At 73.1% G+C, this 20,554-nt stretch carries 18 protein-coding genes and 1 pseudogene; 2 read left to right on the forward strand and 17 right to left on the reverse strand.

Translation table 11 applies throughout. The features are described from left to right. Window positions 1-68: 68 nt before the first annotated feature. The 9 genes and pseudogenes from ACLQ22_RS28425 to ACLQ22_RS28465 form a co-directional block, all read right to left on the reverse strand. Window positions 69-983 (reverse strand): annotated as a pseudogene (locus tag ACLQ22_RS28425) (acetaldehyde dehydrogenase (acetylating)); the annotation flags it as partial. Between the two features lie 43 nt (window positions 984-1,026). Continuing rightward, a complete protein-coding gene (locus ACLQ22_RS28430) occupies window positions 1,027-1,821 on the reverse strand; it encodes a 2-keto-4-pentenoate hydratase (RefSeq protein ID WP_425695008.1) in 795 nt (264 codons plus the stop codon). Between the two features lie 108 nt (window positions 1,822-1,929). Then, window positions 1,930-3,441 (reverse strand): 2-hydroxymuconic semialdehyde dehydrogenase, encoded by a 1,512-nt coding sequence (locus tag ACLQ22_RS28435; RefSeq protein ID WP_425695009.1) that lies wholly within the window; start codon window positions 3,439-3,441, stop codon window positions 1,930-1,932. A gap of 20 nt (window positions 3,442-3,461) precedes the next feature. Continuing rightward, complete coding sequence (locus ACLQ22_RS28440; RefSeq protein ID WP_334605301.1) at window positions 3,462-3,725, reverse strand: EutN/CcmL family microcompartment protein; 264 nt, start codon at window positions 3,723-3,725, stop codon at window positions 3,462-3,464. Further along, on the reverse strand, window positions 3,712-4,050 hold the full coding sequence (locus tag ACLQ22_RS28445) for a BMC domain-containing protein (RefSeq protein WP_089000517.1): 339 nt from the start codon (window positions 4,048-4,050) through the stop codon (window positions 3,712-3,714). Before ACLQ22_RS28445 ends, ACLQ22_RS28440 begins: the two co-directional genes overlap by 14 nt. A 23-nt stretch (window positions 4,051-4,073) precedes the next feature. Continuing rightward, the gene (locus tag ACLQ22_RS28450) at window positions 4,074-4,364 is read right to left on the reverse strand and encodes a BMC domain-containing protein (RefSeq protein WP_089000518.1); all 291 of its coding nucleotides are present in this window, start codon (window positions 4,362-4,364) and stop codon (window positions 4,074-4,076) included. Between the two features lie 35 nt (window positions 4,365-4,399). Further along, window positions 4,400-5,239 (reverse strand): 2-amino-5-chlorophenol 1,6-dioxygenase subunit alpha, encoded by an 840-nt coding sequence (locus ACLQ22_RS28455; protein WP_425695010.1) that lies wholly within the window; start codon window positions 5,237-5,239, stop codon window positions 4,400-4,402. Continuing rightward, on the reverse strand, window positions 5,232-6,215 hold the full coding sequence (locus ACLQ22_RS28460) for a tRNA U-34 5-methylaminomethyl-2-thiouridine biosynthesis protein (protein ID WP_425695011.1): 984 nt from the start codon (window positions 6,213-6,215) through the stop codon (window positions 5,232-5,234). The genes ACLQ22_RS28455 and ACLQ22_RS28460 overlap by 8 nt, the downstream gene beginning before the upstream one ends. Beyond that, window positions 6,212-8,230 (reverse strand): hydantoinase B/oxoprolinase family protein, encoded by a 2,019-nt coding sequence (locus ACLQ22_RS28465; RefSeq protein ID WP_425695012.1) that lies wholly within the window; start codon window positions 8,228-8,230, stop codon window positions 6,212-6,214. Before ACLQ22_RS28465 ends, ACLQ22_RS28460 begins: the two co-directional genes overlap by 4 nt. 151 nt (window positions 8,231-8,381) lie before the next feature. Here ACLQ22_RS28465 and ACLQ22_RS28470 point away from each other — a divergent pair, with 151 nt between their 5' ends. Next, on the forward strand, window positions 8,382-9,206 hold the full coding sequence (locus ACLQ22_RS28470) for an IclR family transcriptional regulator (RefSeq protein WP_416608163.1): 825 nt from the start codon (window positions 8,382-8,384) through the stop codon (window positions 9,204-9,206). A 133-nt stretch (window positions 9,207-9,339) separates the two neighbouring features. Here the strand turns inward: ACLQ22_RS28470 and ACLQ22_RS28475 are convergent, their stop codons facing one another. From ACLQ22_RS28475 to ACLQ22_RS28510, 8 genes are read right to left on the reverse strand one after another with little or no spacing between them, the layout of a single operon-like run. Next, window positions 9,340-10,962, reverse strand: a complete 1,623-nt coding sequence (locus ACLQ22_RS28475; protein WP_425695013.1) for a thiamine pyrophosphate-binding protein — start codon at window positions 10,960-10,962, stop codon at window positions 9,340-9,342. Then, a complete protein-coding gene (locus ACLQ22_RS28480; protein WP_425695014.1) occupies window positions 10,959-11,720 on the reverse strand; it encodes an enoyl-CoA hydratase/isomerase family protein in 762 nt (253 codons plus the stop codon). Before ACLQ22_RS28480 ends, ACLQ22_RS28475 begins: the two co-directional genes overlap by 4 nt. Further along, entirely contained in the window at window positions 11,717-13,075 is a 1,359-nt protein-coding gene (gene purB / locus ACLQ22_RS28485; protein ID WP_425695015.1) for an adenylosuccinate lyase, read from the reverse strand. The genes ACLQ22_RS28480 and purB overlap by 4 nt, the downstream gene beginning before the upstream one ends. Next, complete coding sequence (locus ACLQ22_RS28490) at window positions 13,075-14,652, reverse strand: class I adenylate-forming enzyme family protein (RefSeq protein ID WP_425695016.1); 1,578 nt, start codon at window positions 14,650-14,652, stop codon at window positions 13,075-13,077. Before ACLQ22_RS28490 ends, purB begins: the two co-directional genes overlap by 1 nt. A gap of 3 nt (window positions 14,653-14,655) precedes the next feature. Further along, window positions 14,656-16,665, reverse strand: coding sequence for a hydantoinase/oxoprolinase family protein (locus ACLQ22_RS28495; protein WP_425695017.1), 2,010 nt, complete (start codon window positions 16,663-16,665; stop codon window positions 14,656-14,658). A 49-nt stretch (window positions 16,666-16,714) separates the two neighbouring features. After that, complete coding sequence (locus ACLQ22_RS28500) at window positions 16,715-17,542, reverse strand: ABC transporter permease (protein ID WP_121398114.1); 828 nt, start codon at window positions 17,540-17,542, stop codon at window positions 16,715-16,717. After that, window positions 17,539-18,432 (reverse strand): ABC transporter ATP-binding protein, encoded by an 894-nt coding sequence (locus ACLQ22_RS28505; protein WP_425695018.1) that lies wholly within the window; start codon window positions 18,430-18,432, stop codon window positions 17,539-17,541. Before ACLQ22_RS28505 ends, ACLQ22_RS28500 begins: the two co-directional genes overlap by 4 nt. Further along, window positions 18,429-19,388: an ABC transporter substrate-binding protein gene (locus ACLQ22_RS28510; protein WP_425695067.1), complete on the reverse strand. Its 960-nt coding sequence runs from the start codon at window positions 19,386-19,388 to the stop codon at window positions 18,429-18,431. The genes ACLQ22_RS28505 and ACLQ22_RS28510 overlap by 4 nt, the downstream gene beginning before the upstream one ends. Before the next feature lie 170 nt (window positions 19,389-19,558). Here ACLQ22_RS28510 and ACLQ22_RS28515 point away from each other — a divergent pair, with 170 nt between their 5' ends. Further along, entirely contained in the window at window positions 19,559-20,458 is a 900-nt protein-coding gene (locus tag ACLQ22_RS28515; protein WP_425695019.1) for a MaoC/PaaZ C-terminal domain-containing protein, read from the forward strand. The last annotated feature ends 96 nt before the right edge of the window (window positions 20,459-20,554 follow it).

Consider the following 20,554-nt stretch of genomic DNA (forward strand, 5'->3'; position numbering starts at 1 on the left):
ACGACGTCCCGACCCGCACCGTCCCCATCAGCGCCGTCGCCACCAGCACCGTCCTGGCGCGTCGCTGCCGATCGCAGTCCGACCAGACGCTCCGCGGTGCGCAGCGCGGCTGAGGTCATGATGTCCAGGTTGCCCGCGTACGCCGGCAGATAGTGGCCCGCGCCGGAGACCTCCAGGAACACCGAGACCTGCAAACCGCTCAGGTGCCGACCCAACGACGGCACATAGGTGTCGACCCGGTCGAACTGCACGTCCTGCTTCAACCGGTACCCCGGCACGTACTCCTGCACCGACGCCACCATCTCCGTTACGGAGGCGGCGATCGCCGCCCGGTCGGCGTCGGCATCCGGGCACAGGCAGTAGACGGTGTCGCGCATCAACAACGGCGGATCCGCCGGGTTCAACACGATGATCGCCTTACCCCGCTGCGCGCCGCCGACGACCTCGATCGCCCGCGCCGTCGTCTCGGTGAACTCGTCGATGTTCGCCCGCGTCCCCGGACCCGCCGACCTCGACGCGATCGACGCCACGATCTCCCCGTAGGCCACCGGCGTCACCCGACCGACAGCGGCGACGATCGGCACGGTCGCCTGCCCACCGCACGTCACCATGTTGACGTTGCGCTCACCCAGATGCTCGTCCAGGTTCACCGGCGGCACCACATACGGGCCGATCGCCGCCGGCGTCAGATCCACCACCAGCCGGCCGTGCGCGGCCAACACCGCGTCGTTGCGCCGATGCGCCCCCGCCGACGTGGCATCGAACACCAACTCCACATCAGCGAACTCCGGCATCCCGACGAGACCGTCCACACCCTCGGCGGTGGTCGCCACACCCAACCTGCGGGCCCGCGCCAACCCGTCGGAGTCGGGGTCGATGCCCACCATCGCCACCATCCGCAACGACTCCGACAACCGCAACACCTTGATCATCAAATCGGTGCCGATGTTGCCCGACCCGATCACCGCCACCCCGACGCTCACGACGCATCCCCCTCACGCATCACCGCGAAGACCGCCATCCCGCTCACGACGCCTCCCCCGAGAAACAGAGGCGCACCGAGCCCAGCCCGGAGATCCGTGCCTCGTACGCCGCGCCTGCCGTCACCGGCACCATCGGACCGAGCGCCCCGGAGAGCACCACGTCGCCCGCGCGCAGCGGGTCGCCGGAGCGAGCCATGGTCCGGGCCAGCCACTCCAGCGCATGCAGCGGGTTACCCAGGCAGGCCGCACCCGCTCCGACCGACACCGGCTCCCCGGCCTGTTCGAGGACCATGCCGCAAAGCCGCAGGTCCACGTCGGCCAGCCGACGCGGCGTCGTGCCGAGCACGAACAGACCGCTGGAGGCGTTGTCCGCCACCGTGTCCACGATCGAGATGTCCCACCCCGCCACCCGCGAATCCACGATCTCGATCGCCGGCAACACGTGATCCACCGCCCGGATCACGTCCACGCTGGTGATCCGCTCATCGGGCAGGTCCGCGCCCAGCACGAAGGCGACCTCCGCCTCCACCCGGGGCTGCAACAGCCGGTCCATCGCCACCTCGGCCCCGTCGGGCACCGCCATGTCGTCCAGCAGCACCCCGAAATCCGCCTGGAACACCCCGAAGCTCTCCTGCACCGCCCGCGACGTCAACCCGATCTTCGCGCCCACCCGCCGGTGACCGGCGTCCAGCCACTGCCGCACCTGGAGCTGCTGCACCTGGTACGCCGCCTCGACGTCGCCGTCGGGCAGCAGGCGCCCGCGCAGCGGCGGGCATGGCTTGCCGTTGTCCCGCGCGTCGAGCAGTTCCCGGGCCGCCGCCTCGTAATCAACGCTCATGTCAGCCTTCCGCTCCGCTCGCCGCCGCCGCCGCCGCCACGACACTCCGCGACACCGATGTGCTCGCCACGTCCACTGAGCCCGCGTCACCGATGCGAACGCCGCCGCTCATGTCAGGTCCACGCAGACATTGGTGAGTTCGGAATAGAAACCCAACGAGTGCACGCCACCCTCGCGCCCGATACCCGACGCCTTCACCCCACCGAACGGCGTCCGCAAATCCCGCAGGAACCACGTGTTCACCCACACGATCCCCGCATCCAACCGCGCCCCCGCCCGATGCGCCCGACCCACATCCCGCGTCCACACCGTCCCCGCCAACCCGTACTCCGTACCGTTGGCCAACGCGAACGCCTCATCCTCATCATCGAACGGCGCCACATGCACCACCGGCCCGAAGATCTCCTCAGTATTCGTCCGCGCACCCGCACCCAACCCGGTCAACACCGTCGGCAGCACGAACGCACCACCATCACGGGCGTCACCGAAACGCGGCACACCACCCCCGGCCAACACCTGCGCGCCCTCACGCCGGGCCAGGTCGTAGTAGCCGAGCACCTTGTCCCGGTGCTGATGCGAGATCAGCGGCATGTTCACCGTCGCCTCGTCCGCCGGCCACCCGAACGGCAGCTCGGCGGCCCGCTCCGCGAGCCGGGCTGTGAACTCCTCGAACACCGGCCGCTGCACATAGATCCGCTCAGTGCAGAGGCACACCTGGCCACCGTTGGTGAAGCTCGACCGCACCGAGCCGGCCACCGCCGCATCCAGATCCGCGTCGGCGAACACCAGACCGGCGTTCTTGCCACCCAACTCGAAGGAGACCGCCTTCACCCCGTCGGAGGCGGCCCGCATGATCGCACCCCCCGTCGACGACTCACCCGTGAACGTGATCGCGTCCACCCCCGGATGCCGGGTCAAAAACTCACCCGCCGAGTCCGGACCGAAGCCGTGCACCAGGTTGAACACCCCCTCGGGCACCCCCGCCGCGGCCATCACCTCCGCCAACAACGTCGCCGACGCCGGCGTCTCCTCACTCGGCTTCACCACCACCGCGTTACCGCACGCCAGCGCCGGAGCGACCTTCCACGTCAACAGCAGCAACGGCAGGTTCCACGGCACGATCACCGCCACCACACCCACCGGCTTACGCACCGCATAGTTCAACGCCCGCCCACCGGACGGCGTGACCGTCGTGAAGGACTCCGTCGGCGCCGTCGCCACGATCTCCGCGAACGCGCGGAAGTTCGCCGCACCACGCGGGATATCCAGAGTGCGAGCCTGCGAAATCGACTTACCGGTGTCCGCGACCTCAGCAGTCACCAGATCGTCGAAACGGCGCTCCAACTCGTCGGCGACCCGACGCAGCACCTCCGCCCGCTCCCGCTCCCCCATCCGACCCCACGGCCCCCGCAGCGCCGCCCGCGCGGCGGCGACCGCGTCGTCCACGCACGCCCGGTCCGCCTCGGCCACCTCGAACACCGGCTCACCCGTCACCGGACTGCGCTTGACGAACCGCCGCCCACCCTCGACGAACTCACCACCGACGAAGTTGCGCAGGGTCGGCGGGTCGGCGCTCGGGTGGCCGTCGCGCAGGCTCACCGGCCAGGATGACTCGGGCATGGTCAGGTGTCCCTTCCGGTTCAGGTGGTGGGTTCGGTCCGCTCGCTGCCGGGGTCGGCGACGAGCGCGACCACGGCGGCGTCCACGGTGGGTTGGCCGGTCACGGCCGCGGCGGCCTCGTCGGTGACGACCAGGACGGTGGTGCCGACGCCGACGTTCAGGGGGTCGACGGCGACCAGGTCGGGCCCGTCGCCGCGCGGCCGGACCAGGACGAGCCGCCTGCCCTGCAACGCCGGCAGGATGCGGTCGGCCCACACCTTGCCGACGACCTCACCGAGCACCATCGGTTTCTCCCCGCAGGCCGGCGATGACCTCGCGGATGCGGGCCGGTTCGGGCGCGTCCAGCAGGGCCGCCGTGGTCGGATGGGGCTTCGGGTAGACCTGGGAGCTGCGCAGCTCGCCGTGGGCGCGGATGGCGGCCTCTCCGGCGGAGACGGCCTGGCGTACGGCGGCAAGGGTGCCCCGGACGGCGACCGCGAGGTAGCCGCTGGTGACCCGTTCCACGGCCACGCACCGGACGTCGGCGGTCTTGATCATGGCTTCGATTCCCGCCGAGAGCGCCACCAGGCCGCGTGTCTCGACGATTCCGATCGCGATGTCGGAGGACATGTCTGATTCTCCTTACCCGGTTGTCAGTTGCCGACGAGGTCAGGCTCGGCGGCCAGCGCGCTGACCGCGTCGCAGGGGCTGGCGAAGACGATCGAGCGCACCGAGCGGCTGCGCGTCCGGGCGGTCTCCTCGCCGATGTCCACCGCCTCCTCGACGGTGGCGAGGTCACCGCGCACGGCGACCGCGACGATGCCGCCGCCGAGGCGTACGACCTTGGTCACCTCGACCTCGGTGGCCTTCACCATCGCGTCGACGGCGTCGAAGATGGGGGTGAAACCCTCGGCTTCGACGAAGCCCACGGCCACGTTTCGCATGTCTGCTCCTTGCTCTGGTTGCGGGTCGGCTTCGGTCAGGGACGCTCGGGCAGGTTCCAGGACAGGACGGCGGCGCCGGTGCCCCAGATGGGGCCGTACGAGTGCAGCTGCGCCGGTCCGCTCGCGGCGCCGGTCCCGGCGGCGAATGCGAGGGCCCGGAACTGGCTGTCCGCCTGGGCCTGCCGGGCGTAGTCCTCGCGGATCGCGAGCGCCTCGTCGACCTTGCCGGCGGTGAGCAGGTCGAGTACGCGGGTGTTCCACTGGTCGTGCGCGGGTGCGCCGATGTGGTCCTGCACGGGCTCGATCCACTGCTGGATGAGTCCGGAGGACAGGCCGCTCACCACGACGACGGCGGCGCGTACCCCGGCGTCGCGGGCGGCGGCGGCACCGGCCCGGCCGACGTCGGCGAGGGTGTCGGCGTCGGCGTACAGGTTGCAGGAGACCTGCGCCCAGCGCAGCTTGCGCTCCGGGTCGAGCAGCGCCGAGGTGACGATGGTCCCGGTGTCGATCGGGAATCCCTCGTAGCGGGTGCGGCGCGCCTGCTTCCCGTCGGCCTGCACCCGGTCGGCCCAGCGCTCGCTGAACTCCACGTCGAAGCGCAGGTCGTAGCGGAGCAGGCCGTAGTCGTAGGCGTACCAGTTCTCGTCGACGTGTTCGCCGCGCGGGTTCGGGTCGCACTGGAACTGGTGGCCGAGGACGGTGAACCACTGCGTGGACAGCAGCAGGACGACGTCGGGCTCCAGCCGGCGCAGCCGTTCGCCCACGTCGCGGGCGGCCGAGGCCAGCGCGGCCCAGCTCGGTGCGGGTTCCTTCGCCAGCAGGTGGGGCATGCCGGGCAGGAGCGCCCCGGCGACGATTCCGGTCCGGTCAGCCATGAGGGCTCCCCTCGGGCAGCCACTCGACGACGGCGTTTCCGGTGCCGATGATCGTGCCGTAGCCGAGCACGTCACCGGCGACCTTGGGCCAGCCCATCGCGGCGAGCAGCCAGGTGAGGCTGCCGGCCTTCGTCTCCGACGCGGTGGCCTCGATGTGTTCGGTGATGAGTTCCCGCAGCGGGGCGGTCGGCCCCCGGCGGATCGCTTCGAGCAGCTTCATGTCCCACCGGTACTGGTGGTTGTTGTAGGGGTGTTCGCGTTCCATGTCCTCCGGCAGCTCCGGCTCCTCGTGCCAGTGCAGGTGCGACAGGGAGTTGGAGGCGAGCAGCACGGCGCGGCGGCCGGTGGCCTCGACGGCGCGGCGGGTGGCCTCGCCGAGCACCTCCATCTCCTCCAGCGACGCGTCGGAGTAGAAGTACGGGTTGTTGTTGGCCGACAGGGACACCACGGGGATGTCCCAGGCGGGGTTGACCAGGTGCAGGGCGCCGATGGTGGCGTAGTCGACGCGTACCCGGGGGTCGCGCATCGCGCGGGTGACCAGGCCGAGGCCGCTGGCCTCCTCGACGATGGCCTCGCCGAGTTCGACGTCGGTGCGGAAGTCGTACCGGTACCGGAAGAGGTGCGGGAAGATCGGCTCCACGGAGATGCCGCGCGGGTTCGGCACGCAGTTGACGTGGTGGCCGACCATCGTGATCCAGTGCGGGGCGTGCACGATCAGCACGTCGGGTCGGTGCACCTCCTGGATGCGCCGGCGCAGCCGCTCGTAGGCCCAGCGCAGCGTCTCCCAGCCGCCGGTGGAGCGGGGCTCGTTCTGCGGCGGGTTCTCCGCGTAGATCAGGTGCGGCGGGTGCGGGCTGAGGCAGCCGGCGACGATGCCGGCGCGGGCCGGCGCGGGCTGCGGGGCCGGGGCGCTGCCGGCGCCGCCACCGGTGCGGGGCCTGGTGGTGGCCACCGGCACCCGGAAGACCCTGCTCATGACCGCCCCTCCCCGCTGAGGACGCGCACGTACGCGCGGTGCTCGGCGGTGGCGCCGAGGATCTGCATCCCGTCGTCGTCGAGGGCTATCTCGTCGGCGGCGAGCGCGGTGTCGTGGCGCAGCCAGGCCCGCAGCGGTGCCGGGTGCACGCCGTGCAGTTCGACGAGGCTCTCCTCGGCCAGGCCGCTGCCGGGCGCGACGTAGGCCAGCCGGCGTTGGCCGCGCCGGCCGGTGTAGGCGGGCTGGTCGGTGGTGGTGAGGCGCAGCCAGCTCCGCTCGTCCCGCAGTCGCTGGCGCAGGTCGGCGGTGGCGGTGCGGTCGGCCTCGCCGTCGCCGTCGAGGACCACGCCGTAGCGCCGGCGGGCCTCGTCGCCGGTCAGGTAGTCCTGTCGGACGTCCTCGGCGACGGCCTCGGGCGCGCGGTCCAGCGGGTCGCCCCAGCCGCCGCCACCGGCGGACTCCATGACCAGCACGTCCCCGGCGCGCATGGGGAAGCCGGCGATCTTGCCGGGGGTGTCGAAGTCGACCCGTCGGCCGTCGGCGCGGCGCAGGTGGGTGACCGTCGGCGCGCCCGGGCCGCCGTGGCGCAGCCCGTACGGGGGGACGGTGGTGCGGTCGGTCTGCACCGAGTACGACCCGCCGCTGGCCAGCAGCCGGGTCTCCCGCCGGCTGCCCAGGCCGCCTCGGTGGGTACCGTCTCCGCAGGAGCCGGCGCGCAGCTCGCACGCCTCGACCAGGATCGGGATCTCGGTCTCCAGCCGCTCGACGGACTGGATGGTGGAGATGTCGCCGAGGTCGACCGGGTTCATCGCGCTGGGGCCGTCGGATTCGAGGAATCCGCCGTTGCCGCCGGCCGGGTAGTCGTAGTAGAGGTAGGGCTGACCGGTGTGCTCGTCCACGCCGCCGATGAGGTTCTGGAAGGTGGTGCCGAACTGGTCGGCTGCGATGAGGTCGGGTGCCACCTGGCTCAGTGCGGCCATCACCGCGGAGATGACCCGCTTGCGGACCTCGCTGTGGGCGTTGGCCGGGGCGGGGTAGCTGACGTGCACCACGGTGCCGGGCTCGGTGAGCACCCGCAGGGGCCGGAACGCCCCGTGGTTGACCAGCCCACCGGGGTCGAGGGCGGACTTGACCGCGATGAACACCCCGGCGACGGTCATCGCCCGCGACGAGTTGACCACGGCGGCGACCTGGGTGGAGGAGCCCCGGAAGTCGGCTTCGATCTCGTCGCCGTCGACGGTCAGCCGGCAGCGGACGATCGCGGCGTCGTAGTCGCCGTCGGTGTAGAGGTCGAGGTAGTCCTCGTACCGGTAGGTGCCGTCGGGCAGCGACCGGATCATGTCGCGCAGCCGCTGCTCGGTGCGGTCCATGTTGGCCGCGACGCAGTCGAGGATCAGGCCGGTGCCCCAGCGGTCGACGAGTTCCCGCAGCCGTCGTTGCGCGGTGTGGCAGGCGGCGATGCTGGATTCGAGGTCGCCGCGGCGCTCCTCGGCCATCCGGACGTTGGCGAAGAGGATGTCGAAGGCGGCCCGGTTGGGACGGCCCTCCTCGATCAGCCTGATCGGCGGGATCCGCAGCCCCTCCTGGAGGATCTCGGTGGCCTGGCCGGACACGCTGCCCGGGGTCATGCCGCCGATGTCGGCCCAGTGCATCCGGACGCAGGGGAAGAGGAACATCTGCCCGTCGACGAAGACCGGGCTGATCAGGGTGACGTCGTTGAGGTGGCTGCCGCCCCGGTACGGGTCGTTGACGATGTAGAGGTCTCCGGGGCGCATCTCGGCGGCGAAGTCGGCGAAGATCTCGGCCACCGAGGCCGGCATGGCGATGACGTGTCCCGGCATGTCCCGGCCCTGGGCGACCATCTGCCCGGAGGGGTCGAAGAGTGCGCAGGAGAAGTCCTGGGCGTCGGCGATCACCGGCGAGTGCGCGGTACGGAAGATCGTCTGTCGCATCTCGCGGACGATCGAGATGAGACTTTCGGTGACGACTTCCAGGTCGATCGGATTCACGGTCATGCGGATGCCTCACTGATTCCGGTGTCGGTCCGTGTCTTCCGCCGGAGGGGACCTGGACTGGTCGGGGCGAGTGGACCACCGTGCATTGGACCATCATGTGGTCCTAGAGTTATATTATGAAACCTAGCAGCCGGAAAGGCAGGGAAGCAAGATGTCGTACGCCACTGACCCGACGCCCGACGAGGGCGTCGCCCCCCGCGAGTCGGGCACCCAGGCGCTGGACCGCGCCCTGGGCGTCCTGCTGGCCTTCCGGGGTGACGCCGTCGAGCGCAAGGTCAGCGACGTGAGCCGGGAACTGGGCCTGCACAAGTCCACGGCCAGCCGGCTGTTCCGCGCGCTGGCCGACGCCGGATTCCTGCAACGCAACGAGGAGAACGGCACCTACCGCCTCGGCGTGGCCGTCTTCGAGCTGGGCGCCCGCTTCCTCGCCGGCATCGACCTGCACGCGCTGGCCCGTCCGCTGCTGCACCAGCTCGCCGAGCGGGAGGGCGAGAGCGTCAACCTCGCCGTCCTGGAGGGCTCCGACGCCATCTCGCTCTACGTCGTGCAGGGCACCCGCAACGTGCAGCTCGTCTCCCGCCTCGGCCGGCGCATCCCGCTGTGGTGCAGCGCGGCCGGCAAGGCGCTGCTCGTCGACCACGACGACGACGCCCTGCGCGCCCTGCTCGCCACCGTGCCGTTCACGGCGATGACCAGCAACACCATCACCGACCTGGACACCTTCGTGGCGCACATGGACACCGTGCGGCGGCAGGGCTGGGCCCTGAACGACCAGGAGAGCGAGCACGGGCTGCGGGTGGTGGCCGCCCCGGTGCGCGACCGGCGCGGACGGGTGACCGCCGCGATCAGCATCTCCGGGCCGATCTTCCGGCTGGACGACACCCGCACCCGCGAACTGGCCGACGCCGCCTGCCGTACCGCCGCCGAGCTGTCCCGGCAGCTCGGCCACGGCTTCGGCGACCGCTGGGGCGACTGACCGCGTCGCCCACGGGCCGGTCACCGCGGCTCCCCGCCGTCGCGCCGGCGCCGCGCCGGGCGCAGCGTCCGGCGCCGGCACGGCATCAGGTGCCGGCGCGGCGACCGGCGGCGGCGCGGCGGGACGTACGCCGTCAGAACCGCTCCTGGGTGACCTCGGGCAGGACCCGGACGTGCAGCACCGCCGGCCCGGTCACCGGCAGCACCTCGTCGAACGCCGCCTCGGCGCTCGCCTGGTCGGTGACCGTCCAGGCCGGCACGCCCAGGGACCGCGCCACGGCGGCCAGGTCCCGGGCCGGGAACCGGGCCAACGCCGGGTCGACCCCGCGCGGGGCGAACTTGCGCACCTCCGCGCCGTAGCCGCCGTCGTCGAGGACCATCAGCAGCACGGGCGCACCGACCCGGGCCAGGGTGTCCAGCTCCCCGAGGCCGGTGAGCAGGCTGCCGTCGCCCTCGAAGGCGACCACCGGCCGGTCCGGGCGGCCCACCCCGGCCCCGACGGCGTACGGCAGGCCGACCCCGATGCTGCCGAACTCCCAGGGCGCGATGAACGCGCGGTCCACGGCCGGGGAGTCGAGCAGCAGGTTGGGCCAGCCGCCGAACTGCCCCACCCCGACCACGGTGGTGCGCCGGGCCGGGAGCCGCCGGGCGCAGACCCGGATGAACGCCCGGGGGTCGATCCCCGCCGCCCCCTCGACGAACTCGATGCCGTCGAACGGGTCGGCCGCGGCGATCTCCGCGGCCAGGGCGGGGCTGCGCCAGTCCGGGCGTTCGACCGGGTCGAGCAGGGCCGCCACGGCCCGCGCGGTGACCGCCGCGTCCCCGACGATCCCCGCGTCGACGGGCCACCGCGCCCCCAGTGCCCGCGCGTCGACGTCGACCGCGACCACCTGGGCCGCGGGGAAGAGCGCGCCGTGGTCGGCCGTCCACCGGTTGAGTCCGGCGCCGAACGTGACCACCAGGTCCGCGTCGGCCAGCACCCGCCGGGTCAGCGGGCGGGCCAGTCCCCCGGCCACCCCCAGGTGGTACGGGTGGCCGGCGAAGAGCCCGGCGGCCAGCACGGTGGTGGCGAGCACCGCGCCGCACCGGTCGGCGAGCCGGCGTACGTCGTCCGCTGCCGCCTCGGCGCCCCGCCCGGCCAGCAGCACCGGGCGGCGGGCGGCGGCCAGCCGGCCGGCCAGCTCGGCGACCGCCGCGGCGGTGGGCACCGACGGTGCGGGCCGGTGCGTCACGACGGCGACGGGCGCGGGCACGGCACCGGCCGGCACCGGCTCGTCCTGCAGGTCGATGGGGACGTCGAGGACGACCGGGCCGGGCCGTTCGGCGGCGGCGCGGAACGCCAGGCCGACGTCGCGGGCCGCCGTGGCCGGCGCCGTCACCGGCACGAACGCCCCGGCGGTGGCCAGCGCGAAGGGCTGTTGCGGGAAGCTCTGCACGTGCAGCGGGTCGCCGGGCGGGGTGTCGCCGGCGATCAGGACCAGCGGCGTGCCGGCCTGCCGGGCGATGGTCAGCGCGGCGCCGGCGACCGCCAGGCCGGGGCCCTGGGTCACGGTGACGACCCCGCACCGGCCGGTGGCGCGGGCCCAGCCGTCGGCCATCATCACCGCGGCGTTCTCGTTGCGGGCGGCCACGAACCGGACGCCGTGCCGCTGCACCAGGTCCGCGACCAGGAACATGTTGGCGTCGCCGAGCAGCCCGAAGATCGTGTCGACCCCCTGCGCCACGACGGCGTCGGCGATCGCCTCGCCGGCCCTCACCGGGGGTCCCGGGCGAGGTAGTCGCCGGCGGGGCGCAGCGCCACGCTCAGCGCGCCGAGGTAGGAGTCGTTGGCGGCGGCCTCGAACCGGGGGCCGGCCAGGCGGGCGGCCCGCTTGGTCATCGACCGGCCGACCGCGGAGGTGGCGAGCAACCGCTCGGCGAGCCCGGTCGCGGCGTCGGCGAGCCGCCCCGGGTCCACCACCTCGGTCACCAGCCGCAGGTCGCGCAGCTCGTCGGCGGGGATCCGGTCGCCGAGCAGCAGCCAGCGCTTGGCCAGGTCGGCGCCGACGAGGTCGGCGAGGATCGCCATGCCGCTCCAGGTCAGCGGGATGCCGAAGCCCACCTCCGGGAAGGTCGCGAAGCAGGTGTCGGCGGCCACCCGCAGGTCGCTGGCCAGTCCGAGCACCGCGCCGGAGCCGATGGCCGGGCCGTTGAAGGCCGCGACGGTGGTCTGCTCCAGCCGGTACCAGCGTTCCACCAGCTCGGCGGTGCGGCGCTGCACGGACATCGTGGCCCGGGCGTCGAGGGTGGCCAGCTCGTGCAGGTCGGTGCCGGCGCAGAAGGCGGTGCCCGCGCCGGTGAGCACGACCACCTCGGTCCGGTCGTCGCGGCCCAGCTCGTGCAGCACGTCCTCGAAGCGGGCGAGCATCGCCAGGTCGAAGCTGTTGCGCCGGGCGGGCCGGTTCAGCGTCACCCGGGCCAGTCGCCCGTCGCGGTGCAGCAGCACGGATTCCTCGGCGCGGTGTGCGTCGGTCATGGCGACTCCGAGTTCAGTAGGGCGCGGTCGACCAGCGCGGCGGCGTGGCCGACGTACGACAGCGGGTCCAGCAGGCCGGCGAGTTCCGCCGCGGGCAGGGCGGCGGCCACCTCAGGGTCGGCGCGCAGCGCCTCGGCGAACGGGCGGCCCTGCTCCAGGCTGTCGCGCACGATCCGCATCACCAGGTGGTGGGCCTGCTCCCGGCCGAGCGGACCGGCCAGGCGCAGCATCACCGCCTCGGAGAGCACGAGCCCGCCGGTCAGGTCGAGGTTGGCGCGCATCCGGTCGGGGTTGACCCCGAGGTCACTGAAGACGTCGACCAGGCGCTGCAACGCGCCGCCCAGCAGGATGAAGCACTCCGGCAGCAGCTTCCACAGCGTCATCCCGACGCCCATGTCCCGGTCGTCCTGGGCGACCATGGTCTGCAACGCCAGGGGCACCTGGGCCCGCAGGGTGCCGGCGGCGGCGATCACCGCCTCGCAGCGGATCGGGTTGCGCTTGTGGGGCATGGTGCTGCTGCCGACCTGGGTGGCCCGCTGCGACTCGTACGCCTCGCCGACCTCGGTGCGGCCGAGGAAGTAGACCTCCCTGGCCAACTTCTCGGCGCTGGCCGCGACGAGGCCGAAGACCATCAGGCACTCGGCGAAGCGGTCCTGGGTGGCGTGCCAGGGGGTGTCGGCGACGCCGAGCCCCAGGTCGGCGGCGACCGCGTGCTCCAGCGCGAACGCCTGGGCGCCGTAGCCGGCCATCGTGCCGGCCGCGCCGCCCATGCTGGTCACCAGCAGCCGCTGCCGCAGTTGCCGCAGCCGGACGCGGTGCCGTTGCAGTTCGTCCTGCCACACCGCGCAGCGCAGGCCGAACGTCGTCGGCAGCGCCTGCTGCCCGTGGGTGCGGGCGGCCATCGGGGTGGCGCGGTGGCGCAGCGCGAGCCGCCGCAGCGCGCGGACCAGTTCGTCGACCTGCCGTTGCACGATGTCCAGGCCGTCGCGGGCGCGCAGGACGAAGCCGGTGTCCATCACGTCCTGGGTGGTGGCGCCGAGGTGGACGTAGCGACCGGCGTCGCCGGGGCAGGCGGCGGTCAGCGCGCGCACCAGCGGCACCAGGGGGTGCACGGTGTCGGCGGCGTCGGCGGCGAGCACCGCCGTGTCGAGCCGCTCGACGCGGGCGGCCTCGGTGATCGCCTGCGCGGCGGCGGACGGGATGATGCCCAGGCGCGCCTGGCCCCGGGCGAGGGCGGCCTCGACGTCGAGCCAGGACTGCATGAGCTGCCGGTCGTTGAAGACCCCGCGCATCTCGGCGTTGCCGAAGAAGCTGGTGACGGTCAGCGAGTCCAGGAAGCACGATCCGAGCTGCATCAGCGTTCCCCCTCCGCGACGAGCAGTTCCCGGGCGGCCCGCCGGTCGACCTTCCCGGACGGCAGCAGCGGCAGGTCGGCGACCGCACGGATCAGGGTCGGCACCTTGTGCCGGGCCAGCCGTTCGGTGGCGCCGCGGGCGAGCCGGTCGACGTCGCAGTGCCCACCCGGGACGGTCACGACCAGGGCGGCGACCTCCTCCCCCCAGCGGGGTGACGGCACGCCGACGACGCACACCCGGGCCACGGCCGGGTCGTCGGCGAGCACGGCCTCGACCTCGGCGGGGTGGACGTTCTCGCCGCCGCGGATGATCAACTCCTTGATCCGACCGGCCAGGGTGAGGACCCGTTCGTCGGTCAGCGCGCCCAGGTCGCCGGTGCGCAGCCAGCCGTCGCTGGTGATCGTGGCGGCGGTGGTGAACGGGTCGTCGGCGTAGCCGCGGGTGACCGAACTACCGCGTACCAGCAGCTCCCCGACCTGTCCGGTGGGCACCGGGGCGCGGGTGGCGGGATCCACCACCGTGGCCTCCAGGGCCGGCAGGACGCGCCCGACGGTGTCACCGGGCGCGCCGCAGGTCCCGTCTCCGGGGTCCAGGCTGATCGTGGGGCCGGCCTCGGTCTGGCCGTAGACGACCGCCACCCGGTCCAGGCCGAGCACCCGTCGGGTGCGGGTGAGCAGCGCCGGGGTGCACGTGGCGCCGCCGAGGAAGCCGACGCGCAGCGACGACAGGTCCCAGCGTCCGGGGTCGCGCTCGACGCGGTCGGTGAGCATCGACGCCATGGTGGGTACGGCCTGCACCACCGTGCACGCGTGCCGCTCGATCTGGTCGAGCACCGGCTCGGTGCGGAACCGGCGGGTGGAGACCCACAGCGCGCCCGTCACCAGCGCCAGCATCGCCCCGCTGCCGAGCCCCGCCGCGTGGGCCAGGGGCAGCGGCGAGGCGATCCGGTCGTCCGCGCGCAGCCGCGCCGCCTCGGCCGTCCAGGCCGCGTTGGCCAGCAGGTTGCCGGCGCTCAGCGACACCATCTTGGCCGGGCCGGTGGAGCCCGAGGTGAACTGGATGTTGCAGGCGGCGTCCGGGTCACCGACGGGTGCCGGGACGGTGCCGTCCCAGCCGGGCAGCTGCGCCAGGGCCCCCGGTCCCAGGTCCGCGCCGAGGACGTGCCAGCCGTCCGGGCGCTCGCCGGGCGGCAGTGCCGCCAGGGCCCGCGTGACGGTGGACGGGCCGTGCCGGTCGCGGACCCGCTCGGCGGCGTAGAGGCGTCGGGGTCGGCTGCGGGCCAGCGCCGAGGTCAGCTCGGGACCGGTGAGGCCGGGGTGCAGGGTGGTCAGGGCGGCGCCCCGCCAGGCCGCGGCGGCCAGCAGCACCAGCCAGGCCAGCCCGTTCTCGGCCCAGACCGCGATCCGGTCGCCACGGCCGACGCCCTGGGCCGCCAGGACGGCGGCGGCCCGGCCGGCGAGGTCGGCGAACTCCCCCGTGGTGACCGGCCGGGCCGGATCGTCGAAGACGTACAGGGCGCGGTCCGGCTGCCGCGCGGCGCGCTCCAGCACGGTGAGGTCGAGGGCTGGCGGGATCACGGATCACTCCTTGGTCAGCAGCAGGTTTCCGTGGTCGTCGACCGTGGCGGTCCATCCGCCGCCGACGACGGTGGTGCTGCCGTTCTCCCGCACGACGGCGGGGCCGGCGACGACGGAGTCGGGGCCCAGGTCGGCGCGGCGCCACACGGTCGCCTCGACCCAGCCGCCCGGGCGGTAGAGACGGGTCCGGCCGGGCTCCGCCGGGCCGCCGGCCGGGGCGGCGAAGCGTACCGCCGGGCGTGGCCCGAACGCGGTGAGCCGGCAGTTGACGATCTCGGCGGGGTGGTCGGAGCGGGTGTAGGCGTACCGCTCGGCGTAGGCGGCGTGGAAGGCCGCCACCAGGTCGTCGGCGTCGGCCGGCAGCTCGGCCAGGGCGACGGCGAGGTCGAAGCTCTGGCCCTTGAACCGCATGCCGACCGACAGGCCGAAGCTGACCTGGTCGGGCTCCACGCCGTCCTCGGCCTTGAGCTGGGCCAGGGCGGCGTCGCGCAGGTCGGCCTGGGCCGCCCGGACGGCGGCCAGGCCGTCGTCGTCGGCCGGCACCAGCACGGTACGCACGTAGTCGTGGCGGGCCTGGGCGGTGACGAAGCCGAGCGCGGAGAAGTTGCCGGGCACCGGCGGGACCAGGACCCGGCGGATGCCGAGTTCGTCGGCGAGGTCGGTGGCGTGCATCGGGCCGGCGCCGCCGAAGGGCATCAGCACGAAGTCGCGCGGGTCGTGGCCGCAGGCGACGGAGATCTCCTTGATCGCGCTGGTCATCTTGACCGTGGCGAGGGTGAGGATGCCGTGCGCCAGGTCCAGCTCGTCGAGGCCGAACGTGCCGGCCAGCCCGGCCAGGGCGGCGCGGGCCGCGTCGAGGTCGAGCGGCACCTCCCCACCCAGGCTCTCCTGCGGGTCGAGGTGGCCGACGAGCAGGTGCGCGTCGGTGGTGGTCGGCTCGGTGCCGCCGCGGCCGTACGCCGCCGGGCCGGGGGTCGATCCGGCGCTGCGCGGTCCGACGCGCAGTTCCCCGCCCCGGTCGCGCCAGGCGATCGAGCCGCCGCCGGCGCCGATGGTGTTGATCTCGACCTGGAAGGTGCGGTTCGGGTAGCCGGCGATCTTCCCGTCGTTGGTCATCAACGGGGCACCGTTCTTGATCAGGCAGACGTCCGTGCTGGTGCCGCCGATGTCGCAGGTGATGACGTTCGGGTAGCCGGCGAGCGAGGCCAGGTGCACGGTGGCCGCGACCCCGCCCGCGGGCCCCGAGAGGGCGAGGTTGATCGGCAGCCGCCCGGCCTCCTCGGTGGAGACGACGCCGCCGCTGCTCGTCATGATCGACAGTGGGTGGGCGTAGCCGCCGTCGGCGAGGGCGTCGCCGAGGCCGCGCAGGTAGTCGGCGACGGTCGCCCGCACACTGGCGTTGAGCACGGTGGTGGCGAACCGCTCGTACTCGCCCTGCTCCGGCACCACGTCGGAGGAGACGGTGCAGACCAGGTCGGGGTACCGCTCCGCCAGCCGCCGCGCCGCGGCCCGCTCGTGGGCGGGGTTGCGGTACGAGTGCAGCAGGCAGACCGCCACCGCGCGGGGACCGGCGGCGGCCACCCGGTCGAGGGCCTCGTCCAGGTCGTCGGTGTCCAGCGGCCGGACGACGCGGCCGTCGGCGCCGATGCGTTCGCGCAGCACGTGCCGGTGCCGGCGCGCGACGAGCGGCGGCCGGGCGCTCTCCTTGACGCTGTAGAGGCGGGGCCGGTGTCCGAGGCCCATCTCCAGCACGTCCCGGAAGCCCTCGGTGGCCAGGACGGACACCGGCTCGCCGGAGCCTTCGAGGAGCGCGTTGGTCACCCGGGTGGTGCCGTGCACGAACCGGTCGACCGTGTCCAGGCTGACACCGAGCTTGGCGAGACCCTCGAAGATCGCCGCCGCCGGATCGTGCGGCGTGGAGAGGGTCTTGGCCTCGGCGAGCCGGGCGGTGGCCGGCTCGTAGACGATGACGTCGGTGAAGGTGCCACCGATGTCGACGCCGATGCAGAGCATGGCGAGCCTTTCGGATAGGGGTGGATGGCGTCGGCGACGGGTCGGGCCGCTAGAACGTGACGCCGTAGCGGCGCAGGGTCCGTCCCGTGACCAGACGCAGGATCCAGTCGAAGAGGTAGCCGAGCAGGCCCAGGGCGATGATGCCCACGAAGACCCACTCCGTCTTGGCGTAGTTGCGCGCCGTCCAGATCAGCGATCCCAGGCCGCTCTGGGCGGCGACGATCTCGGCGGAGACGATCGTCAGGAACGAGTTGCCCATCGCCAGCCGGGCCCCGGTGACCACGTGCGGCACCGTCGACGGCAGCACGACCGAGACGAGGCTGCGTACGGGACCGGCGCCGAGCGCGCGGGCCGCCCGCATCCGGATCTCGTTGACCGACAGCACCCCGGCCAGGGTGTTGAGGGCGACGATGAAGACGGTGGTGTAGAAGATCAGCGCCACCTTCGACGCCTCCCCCGGCCCGAGCCAGATGATGGCCAGGGTGACGAAGGCGATCGGTGGCACGAAGCGGAAGAACTGGATGTAGGGGTCGAGCATCAGCCGCAGCCAGGGGATGCAGCCCATCAGCAGACCCATCGGTACGCCGACGAGCACGCCGAGCAGCCAGCCGGTGAGGATGCGGGTCGAGGAGGCGCTGACCGAGTCCCACAGGGTGCCGTCGCGGATCAGTTCGACCGCGCCGTCGAGGGTGAGCCGCGGCGAGGGCAGGAAGAAGGCCGTGTAGTTGCGGCTGACCAGGTCCCAGATCAGCACGCCGAGCAGCACCGACAGGACCGACAGCCCGATCCGGGTCAGCCGGGGCCAGCGGTTGCGGCGGGGGGCGGTCGTCGCCGACGCCCTGGTGCGGTCGGGAACGGTGGGTGCCTCGACTGTCATCGCCCCTCCGTCCGGTCGTCGTTCGTGTGGTCGGCGCCGGGCCGGCCGTCGTGGCCGTCGTCGAGTCCCTGGGCGCGCAGCGTCCGGGCCACCTCGGCGCCGATGTCCTCGCGCAGCTCCCGGAAGAGCGCCGCGCAGGCCGGGTCGGTCAGGTCGCGGGGCCGGGGCAGGTCGCAGCGGTAGTCCTTCTTGATGGCCGCCGACGGTCCCGCGGTCATCGTGACGATCCGGTCGCCGAGCAGGATCGCCTCGCCGATGTCATGGGTGACGAAGACGATCGTGGCGCCGGTCTCGCGCCAGATCCGGTCGAGTTCGACCTGCATCACCAGCCGGGTCTGGGCGTCCAGCGCGCCGAACGGCTCGTCCATCAGCACGACCGAGGGGTCGTTGGCCAGGACCCGGGCGAGCTGGGCCCGCTGGCGCATGCCGCCGGAGAGCTGCTCGGGGAACCGCTCGGCGCTGTGCGTGAGGCCGACCATCGCCAGGTACCGCTCGACGACGGCGTCGCGCTGGGCCTTCGGCACGCCGCGCATCTGCGGCCCGAAGGCGACGTTCTGGCGTACGGTCAGCCAGGGGAACAGCGCCTCGGCGCTCTGGAAGACCACGCCCCGCGACACGTCGGGGCCGGTCACCGGCTCGCCGCCGCAGGTCACCTCGCCGGCCGCCGGGCGGACGAACCCGGCGACCGCGTTGAGCAGCGTGGACTTGCCGCAGCCACTCGGACCGAGCAGGCAGACGAGCTCACCGGCGGCGATGTCGAGGCTGGCGCCGCGGACGGCGACGAACTCGCCGAAGCGGATGTCGACGTCGCTGATGCGGATCGGGGAGCCGGCGCGGCTGGCGGGTCGGCCGGCGGGGGTCGTGGCGGGGGCGGTGCCGTTGACTGTCACGCCACCCCCTTGACCATGACGGTCGCCGGGTCCGCCTTCTGGGTGACGATCTTGCTGTCCTGCTGGAACTGGGCGATCTCGCCGTAGCGCTTGAGGTCGTCGTCGGTGAAGTCGCGGACCTGGCACTGGACGCCCTCCAGCAGCGTCTGGGCCTCCTTCGCCGGCACCTTGATGGCCTTCTCGGTGACCGTGCCCGCCTTGGCCGGGTCCTGGGTGAGCTGCTCGCACGCCTGGCCGATGGTCTGCACGACCTTCTTGGCGGTCTCCTTGTTGGCCTCGTACCAGGCGCCGTCGACGCCGATCACCAGGTTGTAGACGTAGCCGATGTCGCCGCTGGTCAGCAGGACCTTGCCGCCGTTGGCGACGCCGCGCGACGGCCACGGTTCCCACATGATGTAGCCGTCCACGTCGCCGCGTTGCAGCAGGGCGGGCATCTCGGCGGGAGAGGCGTTGACGAACTCGACGGACTCCCGGCTGATCCCGCGCGCCGCGAGGACCTTGTTGGTGGCGTACTCGTTGACCGTGCCGGGGACGACGCCGTACTTCTTGATGCCCGCCACGTCGGCGATGCCGGAGCGTGCCACGAGCTTGATGAAGCTGGGCGACTGCGAGAAGACGGCCAGGCCCTTGATGTCGCCCCGGGTGGCCCGGTTCAGCAGGCTCGACTCGGTGCTGGCCGTGAACTGGCCCTGCTTGGCCAGGATCGCGTCGAGGCCACCGGTGCCCTCCTGGAACTGGGTGACGGTGACGTTCAGGCCGTTGGCCTGGAACAGCTTCTCCTGGTCGGCGAGGTAGATCGGGGAGTACGCCGGGTCGACGCCGACGCCGAAGTTGACCGCCACCGAGGGGGCCGCCTCGCCGCCGCCGCCGGACTCGGTCGGGCTCTGGTTCTCCGCGCATGCCGCAACGGCGGCGGTCACCAGCAGGGCTGCTACCGCAGCGCGCAATGCTCGCATTCTCATGGCTACCCCAGATACCTAGCGGCTCATATTATGGTTACCGTTGCTTAATATGGGACGCTACTGCCGGACGGCGTGCGCAGTCAAGAGATTCGGCCTCACCTTCCTGCAACAGACAGTAGCCGTCGATCATCGCCAGTCGACGAGTCGAACAAACCGGGAGCCCGATGAACACGCTGGACAAAGGGGCGCATGCCGACCGACCGGGCCGGCCGTCGAACCGACGGGGAACCGCGCCGACTACTTTCAGTAGTCTCGTCGGACTGCGCACCTCGCTACGCCGGGCGTGGACCCCGACCGAGACGATCCTCTACGCCCTCGGGGTCGGGGCGGGACAACGCGACCCGGCGGCGGAGCTCCACCTCACCACCGAGAACTCCACCGGCCACCCGCAGCGGGTGCTGCCGACCTTCGCCAGCGTGCTCGCCGCCGACCCGCCGCCCCTGGGCGAGCTGACCGCGATCCGGCACGCGGAGGAGGCGCTGACCCTGTTCCGCCCGCTGCCACCGGCCGGGCAGGTGCACACCACCGCCGCCGTGACCGGGCTGCACGACCAGGGCAGCGGCGCACTGGTCGAGCAGGTCTCCCGGCTCCACGACCCGGCGGGCACGGTCCTGGGCACCGTACGCCGGGCGATGTTCGTCATCGGCGCCGGCGGATTCGGCGGGCGGCGCGCCCGGCCCGCCCTCTGGCACCCGCCGGCCGACCCGCCCGAGCACCGGATCGTCACCACCATCCGCCCGGACCAGGCGCTGTTCTACCGACTCAGCGGCGACCGCAACCCGCTGCACTCCGACCCGGCCGTCGCCGGTCGGGCCGGGCTGCCCCGCCCGATCCTGCACGGCCTGTGCACCTTCGGCTTCGCCGGCCGGCTCCTGCTGCCCCTCGTCGGTGACGACCCGACGCGCGTGCGGCACGTCCGCGCCCGCTTCAACGCCCCGCTGCACCCCGGCGACACCCTGACGGTGCACGCCTGGCGGCGCCCGTACGGCGTGGTCTTCCGCGCCACCGACGGGACCGGACGGGTCGTCCTGGACCGGGGCGTGCTGGCGGTCGCCGCCCGGTGAGCGCCCCTGGTGTGCCGACCCGACGGCACGCGGGTCGCCGCAGCCCGCGCGAGCTCCCTGTCGGCGGTGGGCTCGGCACCCGGCGGGCCCACGGCG

This window comes from Micromonospora sp. DT178 (genome assembly GCF_049841695.1).
In the GTDB taxonomy this organism is placed as follows: domain Bacteria; phylum Actinomycetota; class Actinomycetes; order Mycobacteriales; family Micromonosporaceae; genus Micromonospora.